This window comes from Kitasatospora sp. NPDC087315 (assembly GCF_044744345.1).
Lineage (GTDB): Bacteria > Actinomycetota > Actinomycetes > Streptomycetales > Streptomycetaceae > Kitasatospora.
The window spans coordinates 1-21,542 of sequence record NZ_JBIUYD010000024.1 but is presented as its reverse complement, the minus strand read 5'-3'; the positions used below and the strand labels follow the sequence as shown (position 1 = coordinate 21,542).

The 21,542-nt window shown below is 72.0% G+C and carries 25 protein-coding genes and 1 pseudogene; 19 read left to right on the top strand and 7 right to left on the bottom strand.

What is annotated here, in order from left to right:
- The 6 genes from ACIO5D_RS29590 (at position 1) to ACIO5D_RS29565 (ending at position 9,348) form a co-directional block, all read left to right on the top strand.
- Positions 1-1,710, top strand: a complete 1,710-nt coding sequence (locus tag ACIO5D_RS29590) for a DNA polymerase Y family protein (RefSeq protein ID WP_400798937.1) — start codon at positions 1-3, stop codon at positions 1,708-1,710.
- Positions 1,711-1,776: 66 nt separating this feature from the next.
- Positions 1,777-5,043, top strand: a complete 3,267-nt coding sequence (locus ACIO5D_RS29585) for an error-prone DNA polymerase (RefSeq protein WP_400798935.1) — start codon at positions 1,777-1,779, stop codon at positions 5,041-5,043.
- Between the two features lie 75 nt (positions 5,044-5,118).
- On the top strand, positions 5,119-5,835 hold the full coding sequence (locus ACIO5D_RS29580; protein ID WP_400798932.1) for a DUF4232 domain-containing protein: 717 nt from the start codon (positions 5,119-5,121) through the stop codon (positions 5,833-5,835).
- A 126-nt stretch (positions 5,836-5,961) separates the two neighbouring features.
- On the top strand, positions 5,962-6,231 hold the full coding sequence (locus ACIO5D_RS29575; RefSeq protein ID WP_400656389.1) for a hypothetical protein: 270 nt from the start codon (positions 5,962-5,964) through the stop codon (positions 6,229-6,231).
- A gap of 34 nt (positions 6,232-6,265) precedes the next feature.
- On the top strand, positions 6,266-6,940 hold the full coding sequence (locus ACIO5D_RS29570; protein ID WP_363613898.1) for an ABC transporter ATP-binding protein: 675 nt from the start codon (positions 6,266-6,268) through the stop codon (positions 6,938-6,940).
- Positions 6,940-9,348: an FtsX-like permease family protein gene (locus ACIO5D_RS29565; protein ID WP_400798929.1), complete on the top strand. Its 2,409-nt coding sequence runs from the start codon at positions 6,940-6,942 to the stop codon at positions 9,346-9,348. The genes ACIO5D_RS29570 and ACIO5D_RS29565 overlap by 1 nt, the downstream gene beginning before the upstream one ends.
- 406 nt (positions 9,349-9,754) lie before the next feature.
- On the opposite strand, the gene ACIO5D_RS29560 is transcribed toward ACIO5D_RS29565, so the two are convergent.
- Both ACIO5D_RS29560 and ACIO5D_RS29555 read right to left on the bottom strand, forming a co-directional pair.
- Positions 9,755-10,237: a hypothetical protein gene (locus ACIO5D_RS29560; RefSeq protein WP_363613902.1), complete on the bottom strand. Its 483-nt coding sequence runs from the start codon at positions 10,235-10,237 to the stop codon at positions 9,755-9,757.
- A gap of 85 nt (positions 10,238-10,322) precedes the next feature.
- Complete coding sequence (locus ACIO5D_RS29555; RefSeq protein ID WP_363613904.1) at positions 10,323-11,165, bottom strand: TIGR03084 family metal-binding protein; 843 nt, start codon at positions 11,163-11,165, stop codon at positions 10,323-10,325.
- A 170-nt stretch (positions 11,166-11,335) separates the two neighbouring features.
- Here ACIO5D_RS29555 and ACIO5D_RS29550 point away from each other — a divergent pair, with 170 nt between their 5' ends.
- Positions 11,336-12,211: a LuxR C-terminal-related transcriptional regulator gene (locus ACIO5D_RS29550; protein WP_400656383.1), complete on the top strand. Its 876-nt coding sequence runs from the start codon at positions 11,336-11,338 to the stop codon at positions 12,209-12,211.
- Between the two features lie 30 nt (positions 12,212-12,241).
- Here the strand turns inward: ACIO5D_RS29550 and ACIO5D_RS29545 are convergent, their stop codons facing one another.
- On the bottom strand, positions 12,242-13,777 hold the full coding sequence (locus ACIO5D_RS29545; RefSeq protein ID WP_400798927.1) for an AMP-binding protein: 1,536 nt from the start codon (positions 13,775-13,777) through the stop codon (positions 12,242-12,244).
- 222 nt (positions 13,778-13,999) lie between these two features.
- Here ACIO5D_RS29545 and ACIO5D_RS29540 point away from each other — a divergent pair, with 222 nt between their 5' ends.
- The 3 genes and pseudogenes from ACIO5D_RS29540 to ACIO5D_RS29530 all read left to right on the top strand — a co-directional run bounded on the left by ACIO5D_RS29540 (position 14,000) and on the right by ACIO5D_RS29530 (position 15,237).
- Positions 14,000-14,557: a GNAT family N-acetyltransferase gene (locus tag ACIO5D_RS29540; RefSeq protein ID WP_400758734.1), complete on the top strand. Its 558-nt coding sequence runs from the start codon at positions 14,000-14,002 to the stop codon at positions 14,555-14,557.
- Positions 14,558-14,599: 42 nt separating this feature from the next.
- Positions 14,600-14,809: pseudogene (locus tag ACIO5D_RS29535) on the top strand (hypothetical protein); the annotation flags it as partial.
- 41 nt (positions 14,810-14,850) lie between these two features.
- Complete coding sequence (locus ACIO5D_RS29530; RefSeq protein WP_363613912.1) at positions 14,851-15,237, top strand: VOC family protein; 387 nt, start codon at positions 14,851-14,853, stop codon at positions 15,235-15,237.
- A gap of 94 nt (positions 15,238-15,331) precedes the next feature.
- Here the strand turns inward: ACIO5D_RS29530 and ACIO5D_RS29525 are convergent, their stop codons facing one another.
- The 4 genes from ACIO5D_RS29525 to ACIO5D_RS29510 form a co-directional block, all read right to left on the bottom strand.
- Entirely contained in the window at positions 15,332-16,462 is a 1,131-nt protein-coding gene (locus tag ACIO5D_RS29525) for a methyltransferase domain-containing protein (RefSeq protein ID WP_363613914.1), read from the bottom strand.
- Positions 16,463-16,650: 188 nt separating this feature from the next.
- The gene (locus ACIO5D_RS29520; protein WP_400798925.1) at positions 16,651-17,022 is read right to left on the bottom strand and encodes a hypothetical protein; all 372 of its coding nucleotides are present in this window, start codon (positions 17,020-17,022) and stop codon (positions 16,651-16,653) included.
- A gap of 233 nt (positions 17,023-17,255) precedes the next feature.
- Positions 17,256-17,834, bottom strand: a complete 579-nt coding sequence (locus ACIO5D_RS29515; RefSeq protein WP_400798922.1) for a hypothetical protein — start codon at positions 17,832-17,834, stop codon at positions 17,256-17,258.
- 10 nt (positions 17,835-17,844) lie between these two features.
- Positions 17,845-18,114 (bottom strand): hypothetical protein, encoded by a 270-nt coding sequence (locus tag ACIO5D_RS29510; RefSeq protein ID WP_400798920.1) that lies wholly within the window; start codon positions 18,112-18,114, stop codon positions 17,845-17,847.
- Positions 18,115-18,224: 110 nt separating this feature from the next.
- Here ACIO5D_RS29510 and ACIO5D_RS29505 point away from each other — a divergent pair, with 110 nt between their 5' ends.
- The 9 genes from ACIO5D_RS29505 (at position 18,225) to ACIO5D_RS29465 (ending at position 21,316) form a co-directional block, all read left to right on the top strand.
- Positions 18,225-19,052, top strand: a complete 828-nt coding sequence (locus ACIO5D_RS29505) for a helix-turn-helix domain-containing protein (protein ID WP_400758744.1) — start codon at positions 18,225-18,227, stop codon at positions 19,050-19,052.
- On the top strand, positions 19,049-19,252 hold the full coding sequence (locus ACIO5D_RS29500; RefSeq protein WP_400656366.1) for a DUF397 domain-containing protein: 204 nt from the start codon (positions 19,049-19,051) through the stop codon (positions 19,250-19,252). The genes ACIO5D_RS29505 and ACIO5D_RS29500 overlap by 4 nt, the downstream gene beginning before the upstream one ends.
- Before the next feature lie 213 nt (positions 19,253-19,465).
- Entirely contained in the window at positions 19,466-19,669 is a 204-nt protein-coding gene (locus ACIO5D_RS29495) for a DUF397 domain-containing protein (RefSeq protein ID WP_400656363.1), read from the top strand.
- A gap of 59 nt (positions 19,670-19,728) precedes the next feature.
- A complete protein-coding gene (locus ACIO5D_RS29490) occupies positions 19,729-19,938 on the top strand; it encodes a DUF397 domain-containing protein (RefSeq protein WP_400656361.1) in 210 nt (69 codons plus the stop codon).
- Positions 19,939-20,013: 75 nt separating this feature from the next.
- Positions 20,014-20,208, top strand: coding sequence for a DUF397 domain-containing protein (locus tag ACIO5D_RS29485; protein WP_400656359.1), 195 nt, complete (start codon positions 20,014-20,016; stop codon positions 20,206-20,208).
- 27 nt (positions 20,209-20,235) lie between these two features.
- Positions 20,236-20,439: a DUF397 domain-containing protein gene (locus tag ACIO5D_RS29480; RefSeq protein ID WP_400758746.1), complete on the top strand. Its 204-nt coding sequence runs from the start codon at positions 20,236-20,238 to the stop codon at positions 20,437-20,439.
- 91 nt (positions 20,440-20,530) lie between these two features.
- Positions 20,531-20,740: a DUF397 domain-containing protein gene (locus ACIO5D_RS29475; RefSeq protein WP_400656357.1), complete on the top strand. Its 210-nt coding sequence runs from the start codon at positions 20,531-20,533 to the stop codon at positions 20,738-20,740.
- A gap of 59 nt (positions 20,741-20,799) precedes the next feature.
- The gene (locus ACIO5D_RS29470; protein ID WP_400656355.1) at positions 20,800-21,012 is read left to right on the top strand and encodes a DUF397 domain-containing protein; all 213 of its coding nucleotides are present in this window, start codon (positions 20,800-20,802) and stop codon (positions 21,010-21,012) included.
- Positions 21,013-21,103: 91 nt separating this feature from the next.
- The gene (locus tag ACIO5D_RS29465) at positions 21,104-21,316 is read left to right on the top strand and encodes a DUF397 domain-containing protein (RefSeq protein ID WP_400656353.1); all 213 of its coding nucleotides are present in this window, start codon (positions 21,104-21,106) and stop codon (positions 21,314-21,316) included.
- Positions 21,317-21,542 lie beyond the last annotated feature (226 nt).

The window sequence follows — 21,542 nt, the reverse complement described above, 5'->3', positions numbered from 1 at the left end:
ATGGCGGACGGCGCGATGACCGGGACGGTCGGTACGCCCGGCACGCCGAGGGTGCTGGTGGTCTGGTGTCCGGACTGGCCGGTCGCGGCCGTCGAGGGCGCGGGGACCGACGGGCGCCCGGTGGCGGTGACCGTCGGCGGGCGGATCCTGGCCTGCTCGGAGGTGGCCCGGGCGGCCGGGGTGCGGCAGGGGCAGCGGCTCAAACTGGCCCAGCGGCTCTGCCCGGCGCTGGAACTGCGGGACCGCGACCCGGAGGCGGAGACCCGGCGCTTCGAGCCGGTGGCCGCGGCGGTGGAGGCGTTCACGCCCCGGGTGGAGGTGCTGCGTCCGGGTCTGTGCGCGATCCCGGTGAAGGGGCCGGGCCGGTACTTCGGCGGTGAGGAGGCGCTGGCGTCGAAGGTCCGTACGGCGGTGGCGGCCGCGCTGGCGGGGGAGTGGGCGACGGGCTCCGCGCACCCCGGGCACCCCGCCGACGGCGCGCACCCCGCCGACGCGGATCCGGCCGGGCTGGACCACCCCTCCGGTCCGCGTGCCGAGGCTCCGCACGCCCAGGTCGGCGTCGCCGACGGCCTGTTCGCCGCCGTGCTGGCGGCCCGGGCCGGGGTGCTGGTGCCGGCCGGGCGGACGGCGGAGTTCCTCGCGCCCTACCCGGTGGCCGCGCTCGGTGACGAGGTGTCGGCGGAACTGCTGGACCGGCTGGGCCTGCCCACCGTCGGGGCGTTCGCCGCGCTGCCCGCCGAGGCGGTCGCGGACCGTTTCGGCCCGGCCGGTACGGCCGCCCACCGGCTGGCCCGGGGGCTGCAGCCGCGTCCGCCGGTGCCACGCGAGGAGGGGCCGGACCTCTCCGTCGAGCAGCGCTTCGACCCGCCCGAACCGCTGGCCGAACCGCTGGTGTTCGTCGCCCGCCCCCTCGCCGAGCGGCTGCACGAACGGCTCACCGGGGCGGGGCTGACCTGCGGGCGGGTTGCCGTCGAGGTGGTGTGCGCCGACGGGCGGACGGCCTCGCGGCTCTGGCGGCACGAGGGCCGGCTGTCGGCGACGGCGCTCGCCGAGCGCGTTCGCTGGCAGCTCCAGGCCTGGCAGAGCACGGGCGCGTTCGACGCGCCCGGCGAAGGGCGAGACGGAGCGCCCGAGGGAGCACACGACGCGGGCTTCACCGCCCTGCGCCTCGTCCCCGACGGGCTGGCCCCCGACCAGGGGTGGCAACTGGCGCTCTGGGGGCAGGCGGTCGTGGACGACCGGGTGGAGCGCGCGGTGGCCCGGGTCCAGGCGGTGCTCGGGCATGCCGGGCTGCGCCGGATCGAACCGGCCGGCGGGCGGGGGCCGGGCGAGCAGGCGGTCCGGGTGCCGTGGGGTGAACCCCACGAGCCGGGGGCACCGGTCGATGCCCCCTGGCCGGGGCGGCTGCGGGACGTGTGGCCGGCCGTGGTGTACCGGGCCCCGGTGCCGGTCGCGGTGGTGGACGCCGACGGCCGGCCGGTGACGGTGGACGGCCGGGCAGGGGTGTCGGCCCGGCCGTCCACCGTCGTGGTGCGGGGGCGGGAGCTGCTGGTGGACGGCTGGACCGGGCCCTGGCCGGCCGTCGAGTACTGGTGGGACCAGTCGCTCGCCCGCCGCCGGGCGCGTTTCCAGGTCGCGTCCGCAGACGGCCGTGCCCTGTTGCTGACGGTGGAGGGTGGCGAGTGGTTCATGGAGGCCGGCTACGACTGACGTCCGGCGGCCGGTCGACAGGAGGCAAACCCAGGGGGGCGAACAGCAGGAACGAAGGCACTTCCGATGGGATTCACCAGCCACCCCACGCTCCCCTGGAGCGAGCTGCACCGACGCCTGGCCGGTGGCCGGCCGGGCCCGGCGGGTGGCGAGGTCGTCCCCCTCCGCCGACCGCCCGCCGACCCGGTCCACCCCGTCGACCCCACCGATCCCACCGGAGAGCCCCCCGTCCCCTGGGCCGAGCTGCACGTCCACTCCGCCTTCAGCTTCCTCGGCGGCGCCAGCGACCCCGAGGCGCTGGTCGCCGAGGCGGCCCGGCTGGGGATCGAGGTGCTGGCCCTGACCGACCACGACGGCCTCTACGGCGCGGTCCGGTTCGCCGAGGCGGCCCACGAGGCCGGCGTCGGCACGGTGTTCGGCGCCGAGTTGACGATCCGTCACAAAGCTGCCCAGGCCGAGCACCTCCTCGTCCTGGCCCGCGATCCGGCCGGCTACCGCCGCCTCTCCGCGGCGATCGGTGCCGCGCAGCTGGCGGGCGGAGCCAAGGGCCGTCCGGCGTACGACTTCGCGGCGCTGGCGGACGCGCACGACGGGCACTGGGCGGTGCTCACCGGCTGCCGCCTCGGCCGGGTCCCCGCCGCCCTGGCGGCCCCCGGCCCCTCCGGACGGTCCCCCGTCGCCGCCGCCGAGCTTCAACTGCACACCCTCGTCGAGGCGTTCGGCCGCGGCAACGTGTACGTCGAGCTGATCGACCAGTGGCTGCCCGGCGACGACCTGCGCAACGACGCCCTCGCAGCCCTGGCTGCCGGGCTCGGCCTCCCGGTCGTCGCCTCCACCAACGCCCACCACGCGGGCCCGGCCCAGGGGCGGCTGGCGCAGAGCCTCGCCGCGCTGCACGGGCGCCGCACGCTCCAGGACGCGGCGGGCTGGACGCAGGCGGCCGGCACCGCGCATCTGCGTTCGGGGCGGGAGATGGCCGCCCGGCTGGCCCGCTTCCCTGGGGTGCGGCAGGCCACCGTCGAACTGGCCCGGTCCTGCGCCTTCGACTTCACCAGGCTCGACCCCGAGCTGCCCGGCTTCCCCGTCCCGCCCGGCCACACCGAGATCAGCCATCTGCGGACGCTGGTCGCCGAGGGCGGTCCGGCCCGGTTCGGGCCGGGGAACGGGCCGGCCCGGCGGCAGCTCGCCAAGGAGCTGGACGTCATCGAGGACCTGGACCTGGCCGGGTACTTCCTGATCGTCCACGACATCGTGGACTTCTGCCGCCGCGAGTCCATCTGGTGCCAGGGCCGGGGTTCGGCGGCCAACTCGGCGGTCTGCTACGCCCTGGGGATCACCGCCGTCGACCCGGTCCACTACAAGCTGCTCTTCGAGCGCTTTCTGAGCACCGCCCGGGACGGACCGCCCGACATCGACCTGGACATCGAGAACCGCCGCCGTGAGGAGGTCATCCAGTACGTCTACCGCCGCTACGGGCGCGAGCACGCCGCCCAGGTGGCCAATGTGATCACCTACCGGCCCCGGCTGGCGCTGCGCGACGCCGCCCGGGTGCTCGGCTATCCGCAGGGGCAGGTGGACGCGTTCAGCCGGCAGAGCGACTTCCGCTCCCCACCCGGCGCGGACGCCGTCATCCCGGCCGACGTTCTGGGGCTGGCCGGGCAACTCCACGGGTTGCCGCGCCATTTGGGAATCCACTCGGGCGGCATGGTGCTCACCAGGGAGCCGATCGGCGAGATCTGTCCGACCGAGTGGGCCCGGATGCCGGGGCGGTCGGTGCTGCAGTGGGACAAGGACTCCACGGCCGGTGCCGGGCTGGTGAAGATCGACCTGCTGGGCCTCGGCATGCTCGCCGCGCTGCACGACACCTGCGACCTGGTCGCCGAACACCACGGCCTGCGCTACGACCTGGCGACCATCCCGGACGACGACGCGGGCGTGTACGCGATGCTGCGGCGGGCGGACACCGTCGGCGTCTTCCAGGTGGAGTCGCGCGCCCAGATGGCGACCCTGCCCCGGCTGAAGCCGGACCACTTCTACGACCTGGTGGTCGAGGTCGCGCTGATCCGCCCGGGCCCGATCCAGGGCGGCTCCGTCCACCCGTACCTGCGGCGCCGGGCCGGGACCGAACCGGCCGGCTGCCCGCACCCGCTGATGGAGAACGCGCTGGGCAAGACCCTCGGGGTGCCGCTGTTCCAGGAGCAGATGATGCAACTGGCCATCGACTGCGCCGGGTTCACCCCCGCGGAGGCGGACCGGCTGCGCCAGGCGATGGGGTCCAAGCGCTCGCACGAGCGCGTCGCCCGCCTGCGGGAGCGGCTGCTGAGCGGTATGGCCGAGCGCGGCATCCCGGAGGAGGTCGCCGAGGACGTCTACACCAAGATCGAGGCCTTCTCCAACTACGGCTTCCCGGAGAGTCACGCGATCAGCTTCGCCTACCTGGTGTACGCGAGCGCCTGGCTCAAGTACCACTACCCGGCGGCCTTCACCTGCGCGCTGCTGGCCAACCAGCCGATGGGCTTCTACGCGCCGCTCAGCCTGATCTCGGACGCCCGGCGGCACGGCGTCCGGGTGCGCGGGGTGGACGTCAACGCCAGCGGGCCGCGGCCGACCCTGGAGCCGTACCGGGGGCCGACTCCGAAGCCGCCGCTCACCGCGGGCAAGCCGCAGCCGGCCATCCGGCTGGGCCTGGAGACCGTCCGGGGTATCGGCGCTCCGCAGGCCGAGGTGATCGCGGCCGGGCAGCCGTACGCGGACCTGGAGGACTTCGCCCGTCGGACGGGTCTGGCCGCGCCGGTGCTGGAGGCCCTCGCCACGGCGGGGGCGTTCGGCTGCTTCGGGTTGAGCAGGCGCCAGGCGCTCTGGGCGGCGGGGGCGTTCGCCGGGGTCACGGCGGCGCTGATCCCGGGCACCACGCCCGGCACCGAGGCGCCGCCGCTGCCGGAGATGACCCCGGTGGAGGAGACCATCGCCGACCTCTGGGCCACCGGCACCTCCGCCACCAGCCATCCCGTTCAGCATCTCCGCGCCCACCTGGAGCGCGGCGGCGCGCTCTGTGCGGCCGAACTGCCGGACGTGCCGCCAGGCACCGCCGTGGTGGTCGGCGGCCTGGTGACCCACCGGCAGCGGCCGCCGACGGCGGGCGGGGTGCTGTTCCTCAGTTTGGAGGACGAGACCGGGCTGATCAATGTGATCTGCAGCCGGCCGGTCTGGGAGCCTCAGCGCCGTACCGCCCTCGACCGCGCCGGGCTGCTCGTCCATGGCCGCATCGAACGCGATCGCGGTGCCACCAACCTGGTCGCCACCCGGCTCGCCCCTCTCCGCATCGGGCCGTGAGGCGGTGGCAGGGGTGGTACCGAGGGTGGACGGGGATCCGGCAGGGGTGCCGAACGTCCGTGCGATGATCGCCACATGGACGCGACGCCCCGGACCGGAACCCGTCGGATACCGCCCCTCTCCCGCACGGCCCTGCTGCTGGCCGGCGCCGCCCTGCTGGCAGGCTGCGGCAGCACGCAGGTGACGGGCGCGGGCGGGGGAGCGCCCGCGCCGGGGCGTGGCACGGGCGGCCCCACCGGCGCGACGGCGACCGGCACCGCGACCTCCACCTCCGCCGCGACCGCCACACCGACGCCGACCCCCGAACCCACCTGTTCCCCGGAGGGCGTCCTGCTGGCCGCCGAGGAGGCGAACGCCGCGATGGGGCTGCGCGTCATGGCGATCCGGCTGACCAACTGCGGCACCCGCCCCTACAAGCTGAACGGCCGCCCCGACGTCCGCGTCCTCGGCGCCGAACGCGAGCCACTCGACGTCAACGTCCGCCGCGGCTCGGCGGGCATCGCGACCATCGAGGGCTTCGACGCGGCCCCGGCCCCGGTGACGCTCCAGCCCCAGGAGTCCGCCGTGTTCCAACTGGTCTGGCGCAACACCGTCACCTCGGGCACCAAGGACAGCGGCCAGTACCTCGATGTCGCGCCCCTCCCGGGCCGCCCCCGTGTCACCGTCCCCGCCTATCTCGACCTCGGCACCACCGGAAAGCTGGGCGTCGGCGTCTGGACCAAGCCGAGCACCAACCGGCCGACCGCCCCCGCCTATCCTCAGACCCAGACCCAGACCCAGAGCAGGCCTTAGCCTCGCGCTTTCACCGATAGGTCCGGGTCGTCGTCAAGAAAGCTGCACTCCTCAGGCCGGCGGATACGGATGCGCCTCCAGGATTTCCCTCATCGCCGACCTGCGCGCGCGGAGTGCCAGGCTGTGATGAGGAGAATCAGCGGCCGGGTGATCTCGGGTAGAGAGCTCTCGCATGGCGAACCGGAGGCCCGGGCGAAGAGTGATTCGGGATATCAGGAATTCCATCGCAAGGAGATCGCCGCAGCCGTCGCGGATTTCCCCTGCTCCCAGGTCGCCGAAAAGGTTCACCAGGATCTGTTCAAGGAGTTCATCGGCCCCGAAGCCATGGCGGAGGCGAGTATTCCGAATGTGGAACCGCTCTCAAAGGGAACTCCCGGATGGGATGATCGCCGTTGATCCGCATTGGGCGTGACAATGGAGAGGGCGCGTGATGAGTCTTCTGGTGGCCGAGGAGCTGAGGCTCGACTTCGGTTCGACCCGAGCCCTGAACGGGGTGTCCTTCGATGTCGCACCACGGGAGATCGTCGCCGTGACGGGCTCCAGCGGCTCCGGCAAGTCGACGCTCCTCCACTGCCTGGCCGGCATCCTGCGGCCGATGAGCGGAACGGTCCACCTGAACGGCGAGCGCATCGACGACCTCCCCGAGGCCGGGCGCAGCCAACTGCGCCGCAAGGACTTCGGGTTCGTCTTCCAGCTCGGCGAACTCATCCCCGAACTCTCGATCCTCGAAAACGTGGCCCTTCCCCTACGGCTCACCGGCACTACCCGCAAGGCGGCGGCCCAGCGGGCGGCCGAAGGCCTCGCCCGCCTGGAGATACCGGATCTGGCGGACAAGCGCCCCTCCCAGGTCTCCGGCGGCCAGGCCCAACGCGCCGCCGTGGCACGGGCCCTGATCCACCGGCCGAAGGTCGTCTTCGCCGACGAACCCACCGGAGCCCTGGACACCGTCAACGGCGAACGCGTCCTCACCGCCCTCACCACCGCCGCCCGCGACCAGGGCGCCGCAGTCGTCATCGTCACCCACGAAGCCCGCGTCGCCGCCTGCGCCGACCGCGAAGTCCTCATGAGCAACGGCGAGATCGTCGGCGTGAAGGGACGGGTGTGATGCTGCGCGCCCGCCTGTTCCCCCTCCTGCTGGGCCTCAGGCTCGTCCGCGGCTACGGCCGTTCGGGATGGGCACGCGTCTGCCTGATGACCGGAGGCACCGCGCTCGGCGCCGTCGTCCTGCTCACGGCCCTCGCCGTCCCCGGCATGCTGGGGCACCGGGCCGAGCGCACCGACGCCAGGACGGTCCTGTGCGCGGCCACCGACGGCCAACCCGCGGCCGGCTGCGGACTGATCGGGGAGAGCGTGTCCGACACCTGGCAGGGCACGCCCCTGCAACGCCAGCTCGTCCCCGCCGCCCACAGCGCCACCGCGCCGCCGCCCGGCCTCACGGGCCTTCCCCGGCCCGGCGAGCTCATCGTCTCCCCGGCACTCAAGAAGCTCTACGACACCCCCGGGAACCAAGCCCTGCGCGACCGCCTGCCCGGGCGCCTCACCGCCGTGATCACACCGTCCGGACTCCTGCAGCCCGATGAACTCCTCGCCTACATCGGCGTCGACCAGACCCCGGACGCCTACGTCCAGCACCCCGCCGGGTACGGGCCCCAGGCCCACGGCGCGACTGGACCAGCCATCGTCGCCCAGGCCGGCGCCGTCGCGGACACCCGCAAGAACACCGTGACCCTCATCGTCGGGATCATCGCCGTCCTCACCCCGGTCCTCCTCTTCCTCGCCTCCTGCGCCCGCCTGTCCGCCGCCACCCGCGACCGGCGCCTGGCCGCGCTGCGCCTGCTGGGGCTGACACCGCGCCAGACCCAGGTCGTCAACGCAGGCGAGACGGCCGTCGTCTCGACACTGGGCGTCCTGGTGGGCCTGGCGGTCTTCGAAGCCCTGCTGCCCGCCGCGTCGAGCTGGACCGTCGCCGGCTACGGCTGGTTCTCCGCCGACCTCCAGCCCCCGCTGTGGCAGACCGCTGCCCTGCTCCTGGCCGTCCCCGTGCTGGCCGTCTGCGTGGGCGCGGTCGCGGTGCGCCGCGCCACCGGGGTCACCCGGGCAGCCCGCGCGGACGCGCTTCCCAAGCCCCTGTCCCCGTGGCGCCTGGCCCCCCTCGGGCTCGGCGCCGCACTCAGCGGCTACGCCGCCCTGAGCCCGGCCCCCGAGATGGGTGACCCCAACACCCCCATGCTTCTGGTGATGGGCGCGGGCCTCCTGCTCACCTTCGTCGGTGTCACGGCCGCCACCCCCCTGATCGCCAGGACCATCGGCGTCCTGCTCGGCCGCCTCGCCCGATCGGTCGCCGTCCTGCTGGGCGCCCGCCGTCTGGAGGTCGAGGCCGCCACCGCGACCCGGGTGGTGACGGGCCTGGTCCTGCTCGTCTTCGCCAGCACGCTCGGCCAGTCGGTCTTCGCCGCCGTCGAGTCACGTGCCTCCGCCGAGTCCTGGACCCAGCTCATGGCTCCCGGAGTCCTCCAGGGCCCGGCGGCGACGGCCGAAGGCCTGCCCGTGCCGGAATCCGCGCTCAGGGACGTGCCCGGCGTGCGCGAGGTCGTCCCGGTGCGGCGGCTGCAGACACCGCTGCCCGCCGCGCTGCAGAACGCACCGGGCACACCGGCCGGTGCCGCCGGCTTCCCGGCGGCACCTCTGAGCATGCACAGCGCGGTCGTTCTCTCCTGCTCCGACCTGGCCACCCTGATCAAGCAGCCGCCCACGGACTGTCAGGAAGGCACCGCCTACTGGCTTCCCCAGCCTCACCAGGGAACCGACCCCGCCGCCACGGGCCCCCTGACGCTCATGGCCCAGACCCGGCCCGGCGCCGCCGTGACCGTCACCCCTCCCACCCGCACCCTCGCGGTGCCCGACCTCTACGCCGTCTCCGACAACTCGCCGCTGGCCGCCGACATCCTGCTCCCGCCCGACACCCCTGGCCTGTCCGAGCTGAGCGCCCCGGCGGAGAGGTACCTGATCGCCACCGACGGGAAGTCCGCGACGTACGAGGCGCTGAACGCGGCCGTGGCCCGCCTGGACCCGAGCCTGACGGTGTCCGTCCCGGACATCGCGCTGGAAGCGCAGTACCAGTTCCCGCTCTTCCGGGCCCTGCTGATCCTGGGGACGCTGCTCACCCTCGTCATCTCCTTCGCCACCATCGCGGTGGGGTCGATCGACCGGGCGATCGAGCGCCGTCGGGAGGTCGCGCTGCAGGCGGTGGTGGGTGTGCCGCTGCCGACCATGCGGCGCGCCCAGCTCGTCCAGATCCTGGTCCCTTACGGAGCGGGCATCGCGCTCGCCCTGGGCCTGGCCCTCCTGGCGGGTCGCGCCTACGGCCGCACCGGGGGGACCCCGGGCGGCGTCCCGCTGGACGCCTTCGCGAGCATTGCCGGCATCGCGGTGCTCGGCGCGGTGGCGGCCGGCCTCAGCGCGCTCCCGGCCCTGGGGCGCAGGGTCAAAGCGGAGTTCCTGCACCGCGAATGACCCTTCCCCCGGGTTCTCGGGCCGACCCGAGAACCCGGAGACAGGCCGGTCGTGGGGGGCCTGGGCCTCAGGTCGTAGACGCCGATGGGGGAGAAGACCACGAACCAGTCGCTGCCCGAGCCGTTCCGCATCGACGCCATCTCCTTGCCCTCCGCCCATCGGGAGTCGAAGGAGTGGTACCGGCTCTCCCAGTCGTCCGGGCTGAGGGTGGCGTCGAGCATCGCGAGTCCGCGGCAGCGGTCGCGAAGGTCGGATACGGCGGGCAGGCGGCTGAGCAGTGTGTTCATGCAGCTATCCAATCCGGCGGGGCCGACAGGTCGGCATTCGGTGGACCGACGCGGCGCAGTCGTGGGGGGATGCCTGCGCCGCGTCGGGTCTGTGGGGGTGTGGGTGGGCGGGTGAGAGCTCAGAAGGCGGGCTGGTCGTTGAGTTCGACGATCAGCAGGTCGGTGAGCCGGACGGTGTACCAGACGTCCTGGCTGCCGCCGCCGCCCCAGAGCTCGGTGAGGCGGACCGACGCGAAGCCGTACTCTTCGTTGACCTGCTGGACGGACCAGTTCTCCGGGACGTTCTGGGCGCGGAACACCGGGTCGGCGTCGTGTTCATTGGCCCAGGCGTCGAGGCGGAAGTTCAGGTGTGGGCTGAGGAAGCGCTCGCGGACGGCCTGTGGGGTCTCGCCGCTCTCGCCGAGCACCGCCCGCCGGTACTCCTCGAAGAAGGTGACCACCTGGTGGGCGGCGGGGGTGCCGGCCCGGACCTCCACCCGGGACACACCGGGTGTGCCGGCGGGCAGGGCGAGAGCCTGGGCAGGGGCGGCGATCAGGCCGCCGATCGCGAGCAGTGCGGCGGCGCCGGCCAGGGCGGCGCGCATGGTGTTCGTGCGATTCATGAGGGAATTCCATCATTCGCCAACGAACTCTGTATATCGCCGGAAGGGGTGGTTTAGCCTGCTGGCGATATTCTTTGACGATTGGTCAGATGTAATTTTCGCCCGCGTCCCGGCCCTTTCCCGGCGCGCCCGCGAAGGCCTGCGCGATCGCCAGCCAGGCCGTCGCCGTCTCCCCGGAGGCGGTCAGGGCCAGATCGTCCCGGTGCCGGCGCTGGGTCACCAGCAGACAGAAGTCCAGCGCCGGCCCGCTCACCCGGTCCGCCGCGTCCTCCGGCCCCCACACCCACAGCCCGCCGTCCGGCGCGGTCAGTTCCAGCCGCACCGGGACCTCCGGCACCGGCAGCCCGTGCAGGGTGAACGCGAACCCCATGGTCCGCAGCCCCAGATGAGCGATGTGCCGCAGCCGCGCCGACGGCTCCCGCACCGCGCCGAGCGCGTCCGCGACGTCCTGCCCGTGCGCCCAGGTCTCCATCAGCCGTGCGGTCGCCATCGAGGCGGGCTTCATCGGCGGTCCGAACCACGGCAGCCGGATGTCGGTCGGCACCGCACCCAGCGCCGCCAGCACCCGCTCCCGCCCGGACCGCCAGCGCGCCAGCAGCAGCCGGGGCTCCTCGGCCGCGCCGCGCGCCGCACCCTCCTCCACCGGGCCCGCCCCCGCCGCCGACGGCTTCCCGAAGAGCCCGCCGACCGCCTCCGCGAAGGCCGCCGCGTCGCGCGCGGAGAGCTCGGCCCAGTCGTCCGTCCACGCCAGATGGGCGATCTGGTGCGCGATCGTCCACCCCTCGGCGGGCGTCGCACGGGCCCACTCCGCCGGCGCCAGAGCGGCCACCAGGCCGTCCAGCACCTCGCTCTCGGCCCGCAGATCGCCCAGCAGGCCGGCCAGCACGTCCGGAGCACCCGGCTCACTCGGGCTGTTCGGGCTCGTCATGGACATCCCCTTCGCATCGGTCGTCGTCCCGGGCACCGGTGACCCGCCGGTGACCCGCCGGTAACCCAGGGCCGCACCCTACGACGCGCCGCGCGGATCCGCCGGACACTCCACGGAACACGCACGTCACGACTCTCGCCACCGGCCGTACCGCGTGTGACAATCGCGCGATGACAAGGGCTGCGGACACCCCCATCCAGGCGGCCGGCGGCGCTGTCACCCGGGCCGTCACACCCGTCGCACCCGTTGCACCCGTCCCCGGAGGCCTCGCCCCGGACCGGCCCGATGACCTCGCCGTCCGGGCCGCCGAGTTGGTCAGGGACGCCCTGCTCGGCGACCTCGCCCGCCGGGTGGTCGCCGACTGCGGCGCGGACGTCGGCCTGGTCGGGGTGCCGGACGAGGACCCCGCGCGGCGCGCCCGGGCGGGCGCGGGCCCGGACGGCATGGTGCTGCGCCGCTGGGCCGGTACCCGGGCCGATCTGCTGCACGACCTCGCCGTCCCCGCCGGGACCGGCCTCGGTGGCCGCGCGCTGGCCGAACGCGCCCCCAACTGGGTGCCCGACTACCGCGCCGCCACCACCATTTCGCACCACTACGACGCCGCTGTCGTCGCCGAGGACCTGTACGCGATGCTCACCGTCCCGCTGCTGCACGGCGGTACCGTCTACGGGGTGGTGTACGCCTCGCTGCGCGCCGTCGTCCCGTTCGGGGACGTCCGGATCGCCGCCGTCACCAAGCTCGCCGCGGCCGCCACCCGGGCGCTGGCCGGGGCCGCCGCCTGGAGCGGGCCGGGCCCCTGGAACGGGTCCGGCCCCCGAAGAGCCGCCGCGGCACCGCTGCCGACCCCGCTCACCCGCCGGGAGCACGAGGTGCTGCGCTGGGCGGCGACCGGCCGGACCAACCCGGAGATCGCCGCCCAACTGGGCCTCACCCGCAACACCGTGACCGGCTACCTGAAGAGCGCCATGCACAAGCTCGGCGTCCGCAACCGGACCGAACTCGCGCTGGCCGCGCGCGAGTCCGGCCTGGTCGACGAGGCGGGTTGAGTCGAAGGCCGAAGAGCGTTGCGGCAACGGTCAGTTGACCTTCCGGTCCCGCCCCGACCAGTACGGCTCGCGCAGCCGGAACTTCTGCAGCTTCCCGGTGGTGGTCCGCGGCAGCGTGTCCCGGAACTCCACCGACGTGGGCGACTTGTAGCCCGCGAGCCGCTGCTTGCAGTGCGCGATCAGCTCCGCCTCGGTCGTCGCCCCCTGCCCCGGCTTGAGCACCACCAGCGCCTTGACCGTCTCGCCCCACTTCTCGTCCGGCACACCGATCACCGCGACCTCGCCCACCGCCGGGTGGTCGTACAGACAGTCCTCCACCTCGATCGAGGAGACGTTCTCCCCGCCGCTGATGATGATGTCCTTCTTCCGGTCCGAGATGGTCAGATAGCCGTCGGTGAGGGTGCCGCCGTCCCCGGTGTGGAACCAGCCGTCCCGGATCGCCTCGGCGGTCTCCCGCGGCTGCTGCCAGTAGCCGTTCAGCACGACGTTGGAGCGCACCAGCACCTCGCCCTGGTCGTCCACCCGGACCTGGTTGCCGATCGCCGGCGCGCCCGCCTGCACCAGCCGCTCGGCCCGTTCGGCCGAGGGGAGTTCGTCCCACTCGGCGCGGGTGCGGTTGACCGTCACCACCGGCGAGGTCTCGGTCAGGCCGTAGATCTGCATGAACTCCCAGCCGAGTTCGGACTCGATGCGCTGCACCACCGAGGTCGGCGGCGGGGCGCCGGCCACGATGATCCGCACCCGGTCCCGGCCGGGGACGGGCCCCTCCCAGTCGGCCGCCGCCTCCAGCACCATCGAGATCACCGCCGGTGCGCCGCACAGGAAGGTCACCCCGTGCCGGTCGATCCGGCGCAGGATCTCGGCGCCGTCCACCTTGCGCAGCACGATGTGCCGTGCGCCCAGCCCGGTCAGCGCGAACGGCAGGCCCCAGCCGTTGGCGTGGAACATCGGCAGCGTGTGGAGGTAGACGTCCCGGTCACCGGCCCCGAAGTGCAGGCCCATCAGCACGGCGTTCAGCCAGATGTTGCGGTGGGTGAGCTGAACGCCCTTGGGGCGTGCGGTCGTTCCGCTGGTGTAGTTGATCGTCGCGGTGTCGTTCTCGGCGATCTCGTACCGGCGCGGCGCGTGCGCGAAGTCGTACAGCAGCGCGTCGCTGTCCGGGCCGATCACGAACTTGTGCTCGGCGACGACCCCGGCCAGCGGTTCGGCGACCTCGGGATCGACCAGCAGCACGGACGCGCCGCTCTGCTCGACGATGTACGAGACCTCCTCCGCCTTCAGCCGGAAGTTCACCGGCACCAGCACCCGGCCGTGCCCGCTCACGCCGTACATCGAGGTCATCAGCCGGGCCGAGTTCTGCGAGACGATCGCGACCCGTTCACCCGGCCCGACGCCCAGCCGGTCCAGCCCGGCCGCCTGCGCCCGTGCCAGTTCGGCGACCCGGCGGTAGCTCAGCTCGCCCCAGGATCCGGCCGGCTGCACCGGCTCGTCGACGATGCCGACCCGGTCGCCGTAGACCAGCTCGGCCCGGTCGAGGAAGTCCATCACGGAGAGTGGAATCTGCATGCGCCCACTGTCCTCCGCCCTCCACATCCTGCACACCCCCGATCGGGGGTGTCACCCGTTCGGGGAAGGCCGGCCTTCGCTTGCCGATCCGGGGGCGACCAGCGGCCGGGAACGGGCGGCTGCTAGGAAGGTCGCAACGCACCGATCCGCGGTGGGAACGACGGGGGAGACCGGGACATGACCGACCGACCAACGGCCCCAGAACCTGTCCGACGGTCTCAGGTGAGCACCCTCACCGGCACGTTCCCGGTGGCCGACGGACTGCTCCTGCGCCCGTTCCGGGACGAGGACGGACCGGCCCTGGTGGAGATCTACCGCGATCCGCTGCTGCGCCGTTTCACCAGGCTCCCGGTGACGGACGCCGGGGACGCGGCCCGCTGGCTGGACGTGCAGCGCCGGGGCCGGGCGGACGGCGACCGGTACAGCTTCGCGGTGCTGGAGCCCGGCGCGGCGCGCGCGGGGGAGCAGTTGGTCGGCAACGTGGTGCTCAAGTGCGGCACCCCGGGCGGGGCCTCGGCCGAGGTGGGCTACTGGACGGCGGCCGCCGCCCGGGGCCGCGGCGTGGCCCCGCGCGCGGTGGAGGCGCTCACCGCCTGGGCGTTCGAGGTCTTCGCCGCCGACGGGCTGGTCCGGCTCGACCTGCTGCACCAGGTGGACAATCCGGCCTCGTGCCGGGTGGCGGAGAAGTCCGGCTACCGCTTCCGGGAGGTCCTGCCCGCCCGGCCGCCGTTCCCCCGGGACGGCCATCTGCATGTGCGGACGGTGACCCCGCCCGGCTAGCGCTCCGGCCGCACAGGTTCGCCGGGTCGGGCGGTCAAGGTTCTGCAGCTCGGCACCGGCAGGGCCAGGATCACGGTGCCCCGCGACGCGATCGTCGACGTCGAGGATCTGCACACCGGGTGGAAGGACTTGCTCTACAGGACCCGGCGGCGCTCCGGCTCCGGCGGGCCGAGGATCCGGATCTCCGGGACCATGGGGTTCGGACGGTTGAAGGCCACGTGCGGCGTCAGGCAGGATCGACGAGACCCGTAAACAGGTTGGACCGAAGCGAAGAAGCAGGTCAGAGTGGTCTCATGGCTTCTCTTGTGCGACATGTGACGATCGATTGCACCGACCCCTTCCGCCTCGCCGAGTTCTGGGCGCAGGCGCTGGACGGCACGGTGGGCGAGGACGACAACCCGGGCGATGCGGAGGCGGTGGTGGAGTCGGCGGGGGCCTCGCTGCTGTTCATCGGCGTTCCTGAGGGCAAGTCGGTGAAGAACCGCGTCCACCTGGACCTCCAGCCGCAGGACCGGTCCCGGGAGGAGGAAGTGGAGCGCCTGCTGGCCCTGGGCGCCACCCTGGTGGCGGACCACCGTACCCCGGACGGGCTCGGCTGGGTGACCCTGGCGGACATTGAGGGTAACGAGTTCTGCGTCGAGCGCAGCGCCGCCGAGCGGGCCGCGACCACCGGCGCCTGATACCGCGCAGCCCGGCGGCCGGGCAGCCCGGGTCCCCGCGTTCCGGGGACCCGGGCTTCGGTGGCGCGGGCTTCGGTAGACCGCGCGCCCGTCCTCAGTCGATCGTGGCCGACCACGGGCCCCGGGACAGGTGGATCACGCCGTCCGGGGTGACGGTCGCATCGGCTCCGTACAGCGGCAGGCCGCCTTCGACCAGACTCCTGGTCCGGACCCGTTCCAGCTCGCTCCAGAGCCGCTGGGGCCCGGCCTGGTGGACGATGGGCGGCTCGAACCGGACGGCCGTGGCCCGTGCCCACGATCCGTCGCGGTGGACCAGGTACGCCGTCCGGGACCCGCCCCTCTCTTCGAAGTCGTACTCGATGCCGGGCACCGAGACCGACAGGAACGACCAGGTCTCCCACGCCTCCCGCACATCGCTCACGGGGTAGCGGCCGGTTGTGATGTCCTCACCCTCCGCCTCGCGGGCGGTCCGGTACAACTCGGCTGGTCCGGTTGGGTAGTTCGCGTCGTGCCGGGTGCCCATGAACCCGGCCCGGTCGCGTTCGATGTGCCCGCGCGCTCCGCCGTCCGGGGTCTTCCAGGCCGTGAGGATCAGTGCGGTGTCCCGGATCGTGGTGACCAGGCGCCCGCCCTTCCGCAGCGCGGCGAGCCACGATGCCGGGACCGGCCGGACGCCCACCGTCGAGACGATGCGGTCGTGGTCGCCGGGGAGGGGCCCCGTCGCGTCGACGGCGGCGAACGCCGGGTGCAGGCCGAGGGCGGCCAGCCGGTCCCGCGCGGCGTCCACCAGGTACGGGTCCACGTCCACGCTGGTCACATGCCCGGAGCCGAGCCGCAGCGCCGCGTAGGCGGTCAGCCCGCCGGCCCCGGTGCCGATGTCCAGCAGATCGTGCCCCTGGTTGATCCGGCCGTGCCGCAGCATCTTCACCACCAGGGCGGCGAGCGTGGCCGACGACGTGGGGAGCCCGGTCGGGTGGTCACCGGGCTCGGCGTGGTCGGCGTGGTGCCCGCCGACGCTGGTCACGGCCGACTCGTTGCCGTAGGCGACTCGCGCCCAGCGCTCCGGGTCGTCCGCTCCCTTGTGCAGCGTCCAGCCCTCGGGCCCGTTCTCCCACCAGTTCGGGAGCAGGGTGTGCCGAGGGGTGTCCGCGACGGCCGCGCGCCAGCGGGAGTCGGGTTCGGTGGCGCGCTCTGCCAGGGCGGCGGCGTGGTGCTGCCAGTTCATCAGCGTGTTCCTTTCCGGTAGTTGCCGGTGATCTCCGGCTCGGCCATGCGAGGCACCCTGGGTGCTTCACCGACCTGGGGCTCCGTGATTGCGGTCACGAAATCACCGCTCGCATGGGTGAGTTGATGCATGGTGGTGCCCCGCCCCGGACGGGGAAGGGCCTCGACCGGCGTCCGGGGCGGGATTCTTCAGAGCGCCTTGCGGGCCCGTTCGTACGGGTTCTGTACGACGGCCGGCCCGGCGCAGCGGAGTGCCCAGGTGAAGGGCTTGCCGTTCTCGTCCAGGCTCCGGAAGGCGACGGTGGTGTACCGGACTTCTCCGGTGATCGGGTCTCCGGTCCGCTCGCGTCCGAGGAACACCCCAGTCCGCCCGTCCGGAAGCGTGGCCTCGGCCTGCAGGGCGGGCAGGTCGAGGGATTCGACGCACCCGCCCTCCGCCCGCCGGGGGCAGCCGCAGTTCAGCGTGCGGACCGTGGCCAGGGTCGGCGCGCCGCTCTCGAATGCAGCTGAGTTGGCGTACAGCGGGACGTACCCGTCGGCAACGATTCCGGGGGAGTTCATCGGTAGCACGGTGCTGGTCCTTCTTCGGGTCCTCGCTGGACTTCCCGTTGGACTCGTCCAGCGGCGCGCTTCTCGGCGTCCTGCTTGTGCGCGCCGGGTTCGGCCTTGCTGTTCATCCCTTGTGGCGACGCTCAGTTGGGCGGCCCCACCCGTCCCGCCGGGGTGTCCGTGACGGGCGGGGCCTCGATTCCGCACGGGCGAACCGACGTGCTCCCCGTCGTCCGCGCGGAAGATCAGACCGGCCGGTCCGGGGGCCAGGCACCCCGGGGGCGACGGTGGCCCGGGTGATCCGGGTGGTTGTCCATCAGCACGCCGAGCAGGCTGAGGGTCGTCTGCGGGTCGAACACCGGGCGGTCGAGTTCCTGCCGGATCATGCTTCGGGTGATCTCGCGGCCGATCTCGGCCTCGTACTGTTCCTGCGCGAGTATCCGGTCGTACTCGCGGGCCGCCCTTCGGCGCCTGGGGCTGACCCAGAGCACCGGGGGCCAGAACTGCAGGTAGACACCCCAGACCCAGGTCCACGTCACCCGGGGTTCGGTGGCCAGTCCGCGCAACATCCGGCCGAGGAAGGCGAGTCGGGAGTGGGGGTTCACGCGATGGCCCCCTCGGTACGGGTTGTGCATGCCCGCCCGCAACCGGGCCCGGTGCCGCTTCCGTTCGGCGCGCTCGAACCCGACCACGCACAGGGGGAGTGTCATCGGATCGTCAGGGGGGCCGTAGGTCGGTCCCGGCGCGACCAGGGTCCACCGGTCGCAGCAGAAGCAGCGGCCGAGGTTCCACGCCGTCCGGTCCGGCAGCGTGTAGCGCTCCATGAGTGGTGCCCTACGCCGCGTCGCCGGCCGAGGGTTCGGGCAGTCGTCCGGGGGGCTTGCCCCGACTCGTGGCCGGCTTCGAGTCCATTGGTCTGACGAGCGGTTGGATTTCGCTCGGGTAGGTGGTCCACTCGATCCCGCCGTGTTCCGGCCGCAAGTAGACCTTGCCGGACTCGGTGCCCATGTAGGCACCGTGGACGCCTCGGTGGGCCATGTCCTTGACGATTTCGCCGAGCTGGGGGACGTACAGGGGGTCGGTGGGGGTGTTTCGCCGCGTCAACGTCCGTTCCTCTCCGTAGTGGATCCACTACCCAGGGCTGCCTACTGTGGCTTACAGTTGGAAGCGTCTTCAACCTGTCGGAAGAGAACGAAAAGTTGGGGCGGTGGACTATGAATCGCCGGGAGCTGGACCCAGACTCGTCGCCGGGTGCCGCCTTCGGGGCGCGACTCCGCAGTTCACGAGAGGAGCGCGGGTGGATTCAGGATGAGCTGGCTGAACGTATGGGCTACTCGGGAACGCATGTCTCCGCCGTTGAAACAAATCGCAAATCCCCAACCCGTCGATTTGCGAAGAGAGCTGACGAAGCGCTGGGAACCGGAGATGTGTTCGAGCGCCTGTGGCGGGTGGTCCGGCACGCGGCACTACTTGAGGGCTTCCCGGAGTACGTGCTCCACGAGGCCCGAGCGGTCGAGATCCGACTCTTTGAGTTGGGGATCATCCCGGGGCTGCTCCAGACGCCGGAGTACGCTGCGGCCGTCGCAGCCGGAGCAGTGCGACGGAGAAGCATTACCGAGCAACAGGCCAACGAGCGTGTCGCGTTCCTCGCGGAGCGACAGGCCCGCCTGGATCGGGACTCGCCGCCGCTGATTCACGCGGTGCTCGATGAGAGCTGCATCCGTCGGCCGGTTGGTGGCCGGGCGGTCATGTCCGCGCAGCTGGATCGGCTGGTTGCCTTTGCCGAGCTGCCGCACACGGTCTTCCAGGTGGCCCCGTACGAGATAGGCGAAAGCCGATCGTTCGACCTGCCGGTGAATCTCTTGACGCTCCCTGACAGATCGCTGGCGTGCTACGCGGAGTCCGCGCAGCAAGGGCACCTGGAACGGGACAGCGAGTCCGTACTACCTACGCTGACCGCCTACCATCAGCTACAGGCCGAGGCGCTGTCGCAGGCTGCCTCCGTGGCCATGATCCGCCAGCTACGAAAGGAACTACCGTGACCGAACCTCGCTGGTTCAAGTCCTCTTACAGCAGCAACGGTGGCAACTGCATCGAGGTGGCCGCCAACTTGGCCAGCACCCACGGTGCCGTGCCCGTGCGTGACTCCAAGGACCCCGAGGGCCCTGCCCTGGTCTTCCCTGCTGCCGCGTTTGCCGCGTTCGTGGCGGGCGTCAAGGTCGGCGAGTTCGGCACCGTCTGACGCCGCGCCCCGAGACCCCACCACCTCTCCTCGATGTGGTGGGGTCTCTCGCTGTCTCACACAGGGTGCGTACTGCGAGTGCCGCCTGTCGGGGCGTTTGGAACGAAACAGCGAGTCCGCACCCATGCGACCGCCTACCATCAACTACAGGTGGAGGCACCGTCGCAGGCTGCTTCCATGGCCGTGATCAGCCGGCAATGAAGGGGAACTACCGTGACCGAACCTCGCTGGTTCAAGTCCTCTTACAGCAGCAACGGTGGTGACTGCATCGAGGTGGCCGCCAACTTGGCCGGCACCCACGGTGCCGTGCCCGTCCGTGACTCCAAGAACCCCAGCGGTCCCACCCTGCTCTTCCCCACCGATACGTTCGCTGCGTTCGTGGCAGGCGTGAAGGCCGGTGAGTTCGGCGCCGCCTGACGCCACGTCTCCCAGCGTGGAGGAATCTCCGTTCGCAAGGCAGGAGAGGAATAGCACTCATGACCGACTCAGATCTGTCCGGCGCTTCCTGGTTCAAGTCAAGCCACAGCGGCAACGGCGGTTCCTGCGTTGAGGTAGCCCCCGACTACCCCGGGCTTGTGCCCGTCCGCGACTCCAAGGATCCGAGCGGCCCCGCCTTGATCTTCCCTGCTGATGCGTTCGCCGCGTTCGTCGCGGGCGTCAAGTTGGGCGAGTTCGGCACCGCCTGACCATCAACTACAGGACGAAGCACCGTCGAAGACTGCTTCCGTGGCCGTGATCAGCCGGCAACGAAGGGAACTGTCGTGACCGAACCTCGCTGGTACAAGTCCTCATACAGTGGCAACGGCGGGACATGTGTAGAAGTCTCGCCCGACCACCCGGGCATCGTGCCCGTCCGAGACTCGAAGGACCCTGAGGGTCCCGCCTTGGTCTTCCCCACCGATGCGTTCGCCGCGTTCGTGGCAGGTGTCAAGGCCGGAGAGTTCGGCACCGTTTAAATCTGCCGGTTACGAAAGGGAACTGCCGTGATCGAACCTCGCTGGTTCAAGTCTTCGTACAGCAGCAACGGCGGTGAATGCATCGAGGTGGCCGCCAACCTGGCCGCAACCCACGACGCCGTGCCCGTGCGTGACTCCAAGGACCCCGAGGGTCCCGCTCTGGTCTTCCCCGTCCTCGCGTTCGCTGCGTTCGTCGCGGGCGTCAAGGCCGGGGAGTTCGGCACCGTCTGATGCTGCGCCCCGAGCGCACACCGCCCGAGATCCTGCCACCTCTCCGGCGTGGTGGGGTCTCTGCTCGCAAGGCATGAGAGGAACAGCACCCATGGCCGACCTGGACCTGTTCGGCGCTCGTTGGCGCAAGAGTTCACACAGTGCCCAAGAGGGGCAGTGCGTCGAGGTGGCTCCGGACTATCCCGGGCTTGTCCCTGTCCGTGACTCCAAGGACCCTGAGGGTCCCGCGCTCGTCTTCCCTGCCGCCGCGTTCAGCGTGTTTGTGGCGGGCGTCAAGACTGGCGAGTTCGGCACCGTCTGAGGCGATGTCTCTCGGTGTGGAGGAATCTCTGTTCGCAAGGTGCGAGAGGAGTAGCACCCATGACCGATCCCGTAGACCTGACCGCTGCTTCGTGGTTCAAGTCGAGCCACAGCCAGAACGGCGGGACGTGCGTCGAGGTGGCCCCCGACTACCCCGGGCTTGTCCCCGTGCGCGACTCCAAGGACCCCGAGGGCCCCGCACTCGTCTTCCCCACCGCCACGTTCGCCGCGTTCGTCGCAGGCGTCAAGGCCGGTGAGTTCGGCACTGTCTGATGCTGCGTCCTGAATGCACATCGCCCGAGACCCCACCACCTCTCCGGCGTGGTGGGGTCTCTGTCCGCAAGGTACGAGAGGAATGGCACCCATGACCGATCCCGTAGACCTGACCGCTGCTTCGTGGTTCAAGTCGAGCCACAGCCAGAACGGCGGTTCCTGCGTCGAGGTGGCCCCCGACTACCCCGGGCTTGTCCCTGTCCGTGACTCCAAGGACCCTGAGGGTCCCGCGCTCGTCTTCCCCACCGCCACGTTCGCCGCGTTCGTCGCAGGCGTCAAGGCCGGTGAGTTCGGCACCGCCTGATCGACGGCATACGGACCCGGACCCGGACCGGGTGTGGACGGTCACGTAATTTCCCCGTTGTCCCCCTCTCCCCAAGGCCTGCTCGAACTCGCCTGCAGCATCATCCGCCTCCGACGGCTCCGCAAATCATTCTTACTGATCGTTTCAAAATGAGTTCAGCTCAGGGGCTTGGCAGTTGATGTGTTCGGGCGGCAGAGTGCTCCACGTGTCGGATGATCTTGTGCCT

Bases quoted from the DNA above. Each gene is read 5' to 3' on its own strand.
- ACIO5D_RS29565 (WP_400798929.1), top strand. From the start codon at position 6,940: ATGCTGCGCGCCCGCCTGTTCCCCCTCCTGCTGGGCCTCAGGCTCGTC.
- ACIO5D_RS29525 (WP_363613914.1), bottom strand. From the start codon at position 16,462: ATGAACTGGCAGCACCACGCCGCCGCCCTGGCAGAGCGCGCCACCGAA.
- ACIO5D_RS29590 (WP_400798937.1), top strand. From the start codon at position 1: ATGGCGGACGGCGCGATGACCGGGACGGTCGGTACGCCCGGCACGCCG.
- ACIO5D_RS29560 (WP_363613902.1), bottom strand. From the start codon at position 10,237: ATGAATCGCACGAACACCATGCGCGCCGCCCTGGCCGGCGCCGCCGCA.
- ACIO5D_RS29520 (WP_400798925.1), bottom strand. From the start codon at position 17,022: ATGAACTCCCCCGGAATCGTTGCCGACGGGTACGTCCCGCTGTACGCC.
- ACIO5D_RS29545 (WP_400798927.1), bottom strand. From the start codon at position 13,777: ATGCAGATTCCACTCTCCGTGATGGACTTCCTCGACCGGGCCGAGCTG.
- ACIO5D_RS29585 (WP_400798935.1), top strand. From the start codon at position 1,777: ATGGGATTCACCAGCCACCCCACGCTCCCCTGGAGCGAGCTGCACCGA.
- ACIO5D_RS29530 (WP_363613912.1), top strand. From the start codon at position 14,851: ATGGCTTCTCTTGTGCGACATGTGACGATCGATTGCACCGACCCCTTC.
- ACIO5D_RS29580 (WP_400798932.1), top strand. From the start codon at position 5,119: ATGGACGCGACGCCCCGGACCGGAACCCGTCGGATACCGCCCCTCTCC.
- ACIO5D_RS29575 (WP_400656389.1), top strand. From the start codon at position 5,962: ATGAGGAGAATCAGCGGCCGGGTGATCTCGGGTAGAGAGCTCTCGCAT.
- ACIO5D_RS29490 (WP_400656361.1), top strand. From the start codon at position 19,729: ATGACCGACTCAGATCTGTCCGGCGCTTCCTGGTTCAAGTCAAGCCAC.
- ACIO5D_RS29515 (WP_400798922.1), bottom strand. From the start codon at position 17,834: ATGGAGCGCTACACGCTGCCGGACCGGACGGCGTGGAACCTCGGCCGC.
- ACIO5D_RS29570 (WP_363613898.1), top strand. From the start codon at position 6,266: ATGAGTCTTCTGGTGGCCGAGGAGCTGAGGCTCGACTTCGGTTCGACC.
- ACIO5D_RS29465 (WP_400656353.1), top strand. From the start codon at position 21,104: ATGACCGATCCCGTAGACCTGACCGCTGCTTCGTGGTTCAAGTCGAGC.
- ACIO5D_RS29555 (WP_363613904.1), bottom strand. From the start codon at position 11,165: ATGACGAGCCCGAACAGCCCGAGTGAGCCGGGTGCTCCGGACGTGCTG.
- ACIO5D_RS29475 (WP_400656357.1), top strand. From the start codon at position 20,531: ATGGCCGACCTGGACCTGTTCGGCGCTCGTTGGCGCAAGAGTTCACAC.
- ACIO5D_RS29550 (WP_400656383.1), top strand. From the start codon at position 11,336: ATGACAAGGGCTGCGGACACCCCCATCCAGGCGGCCGGCGGCGCTGTC.
- ACIO5D_RS29470 (WP_400656355.1), top strand. From the start codon at position 20,800: ATGACCGATCCCGTAGACCTGACCGCTGCTTCGTGGTTCAAGTCGAGC.
- ACIO5D_RS29505 (WP_400758744.1), top strand. From the start codon at position 18,225: ATGAATCGCCGGGAGCTGGACCCAGACTCGTCGCCGGGTGCCGCCTTC.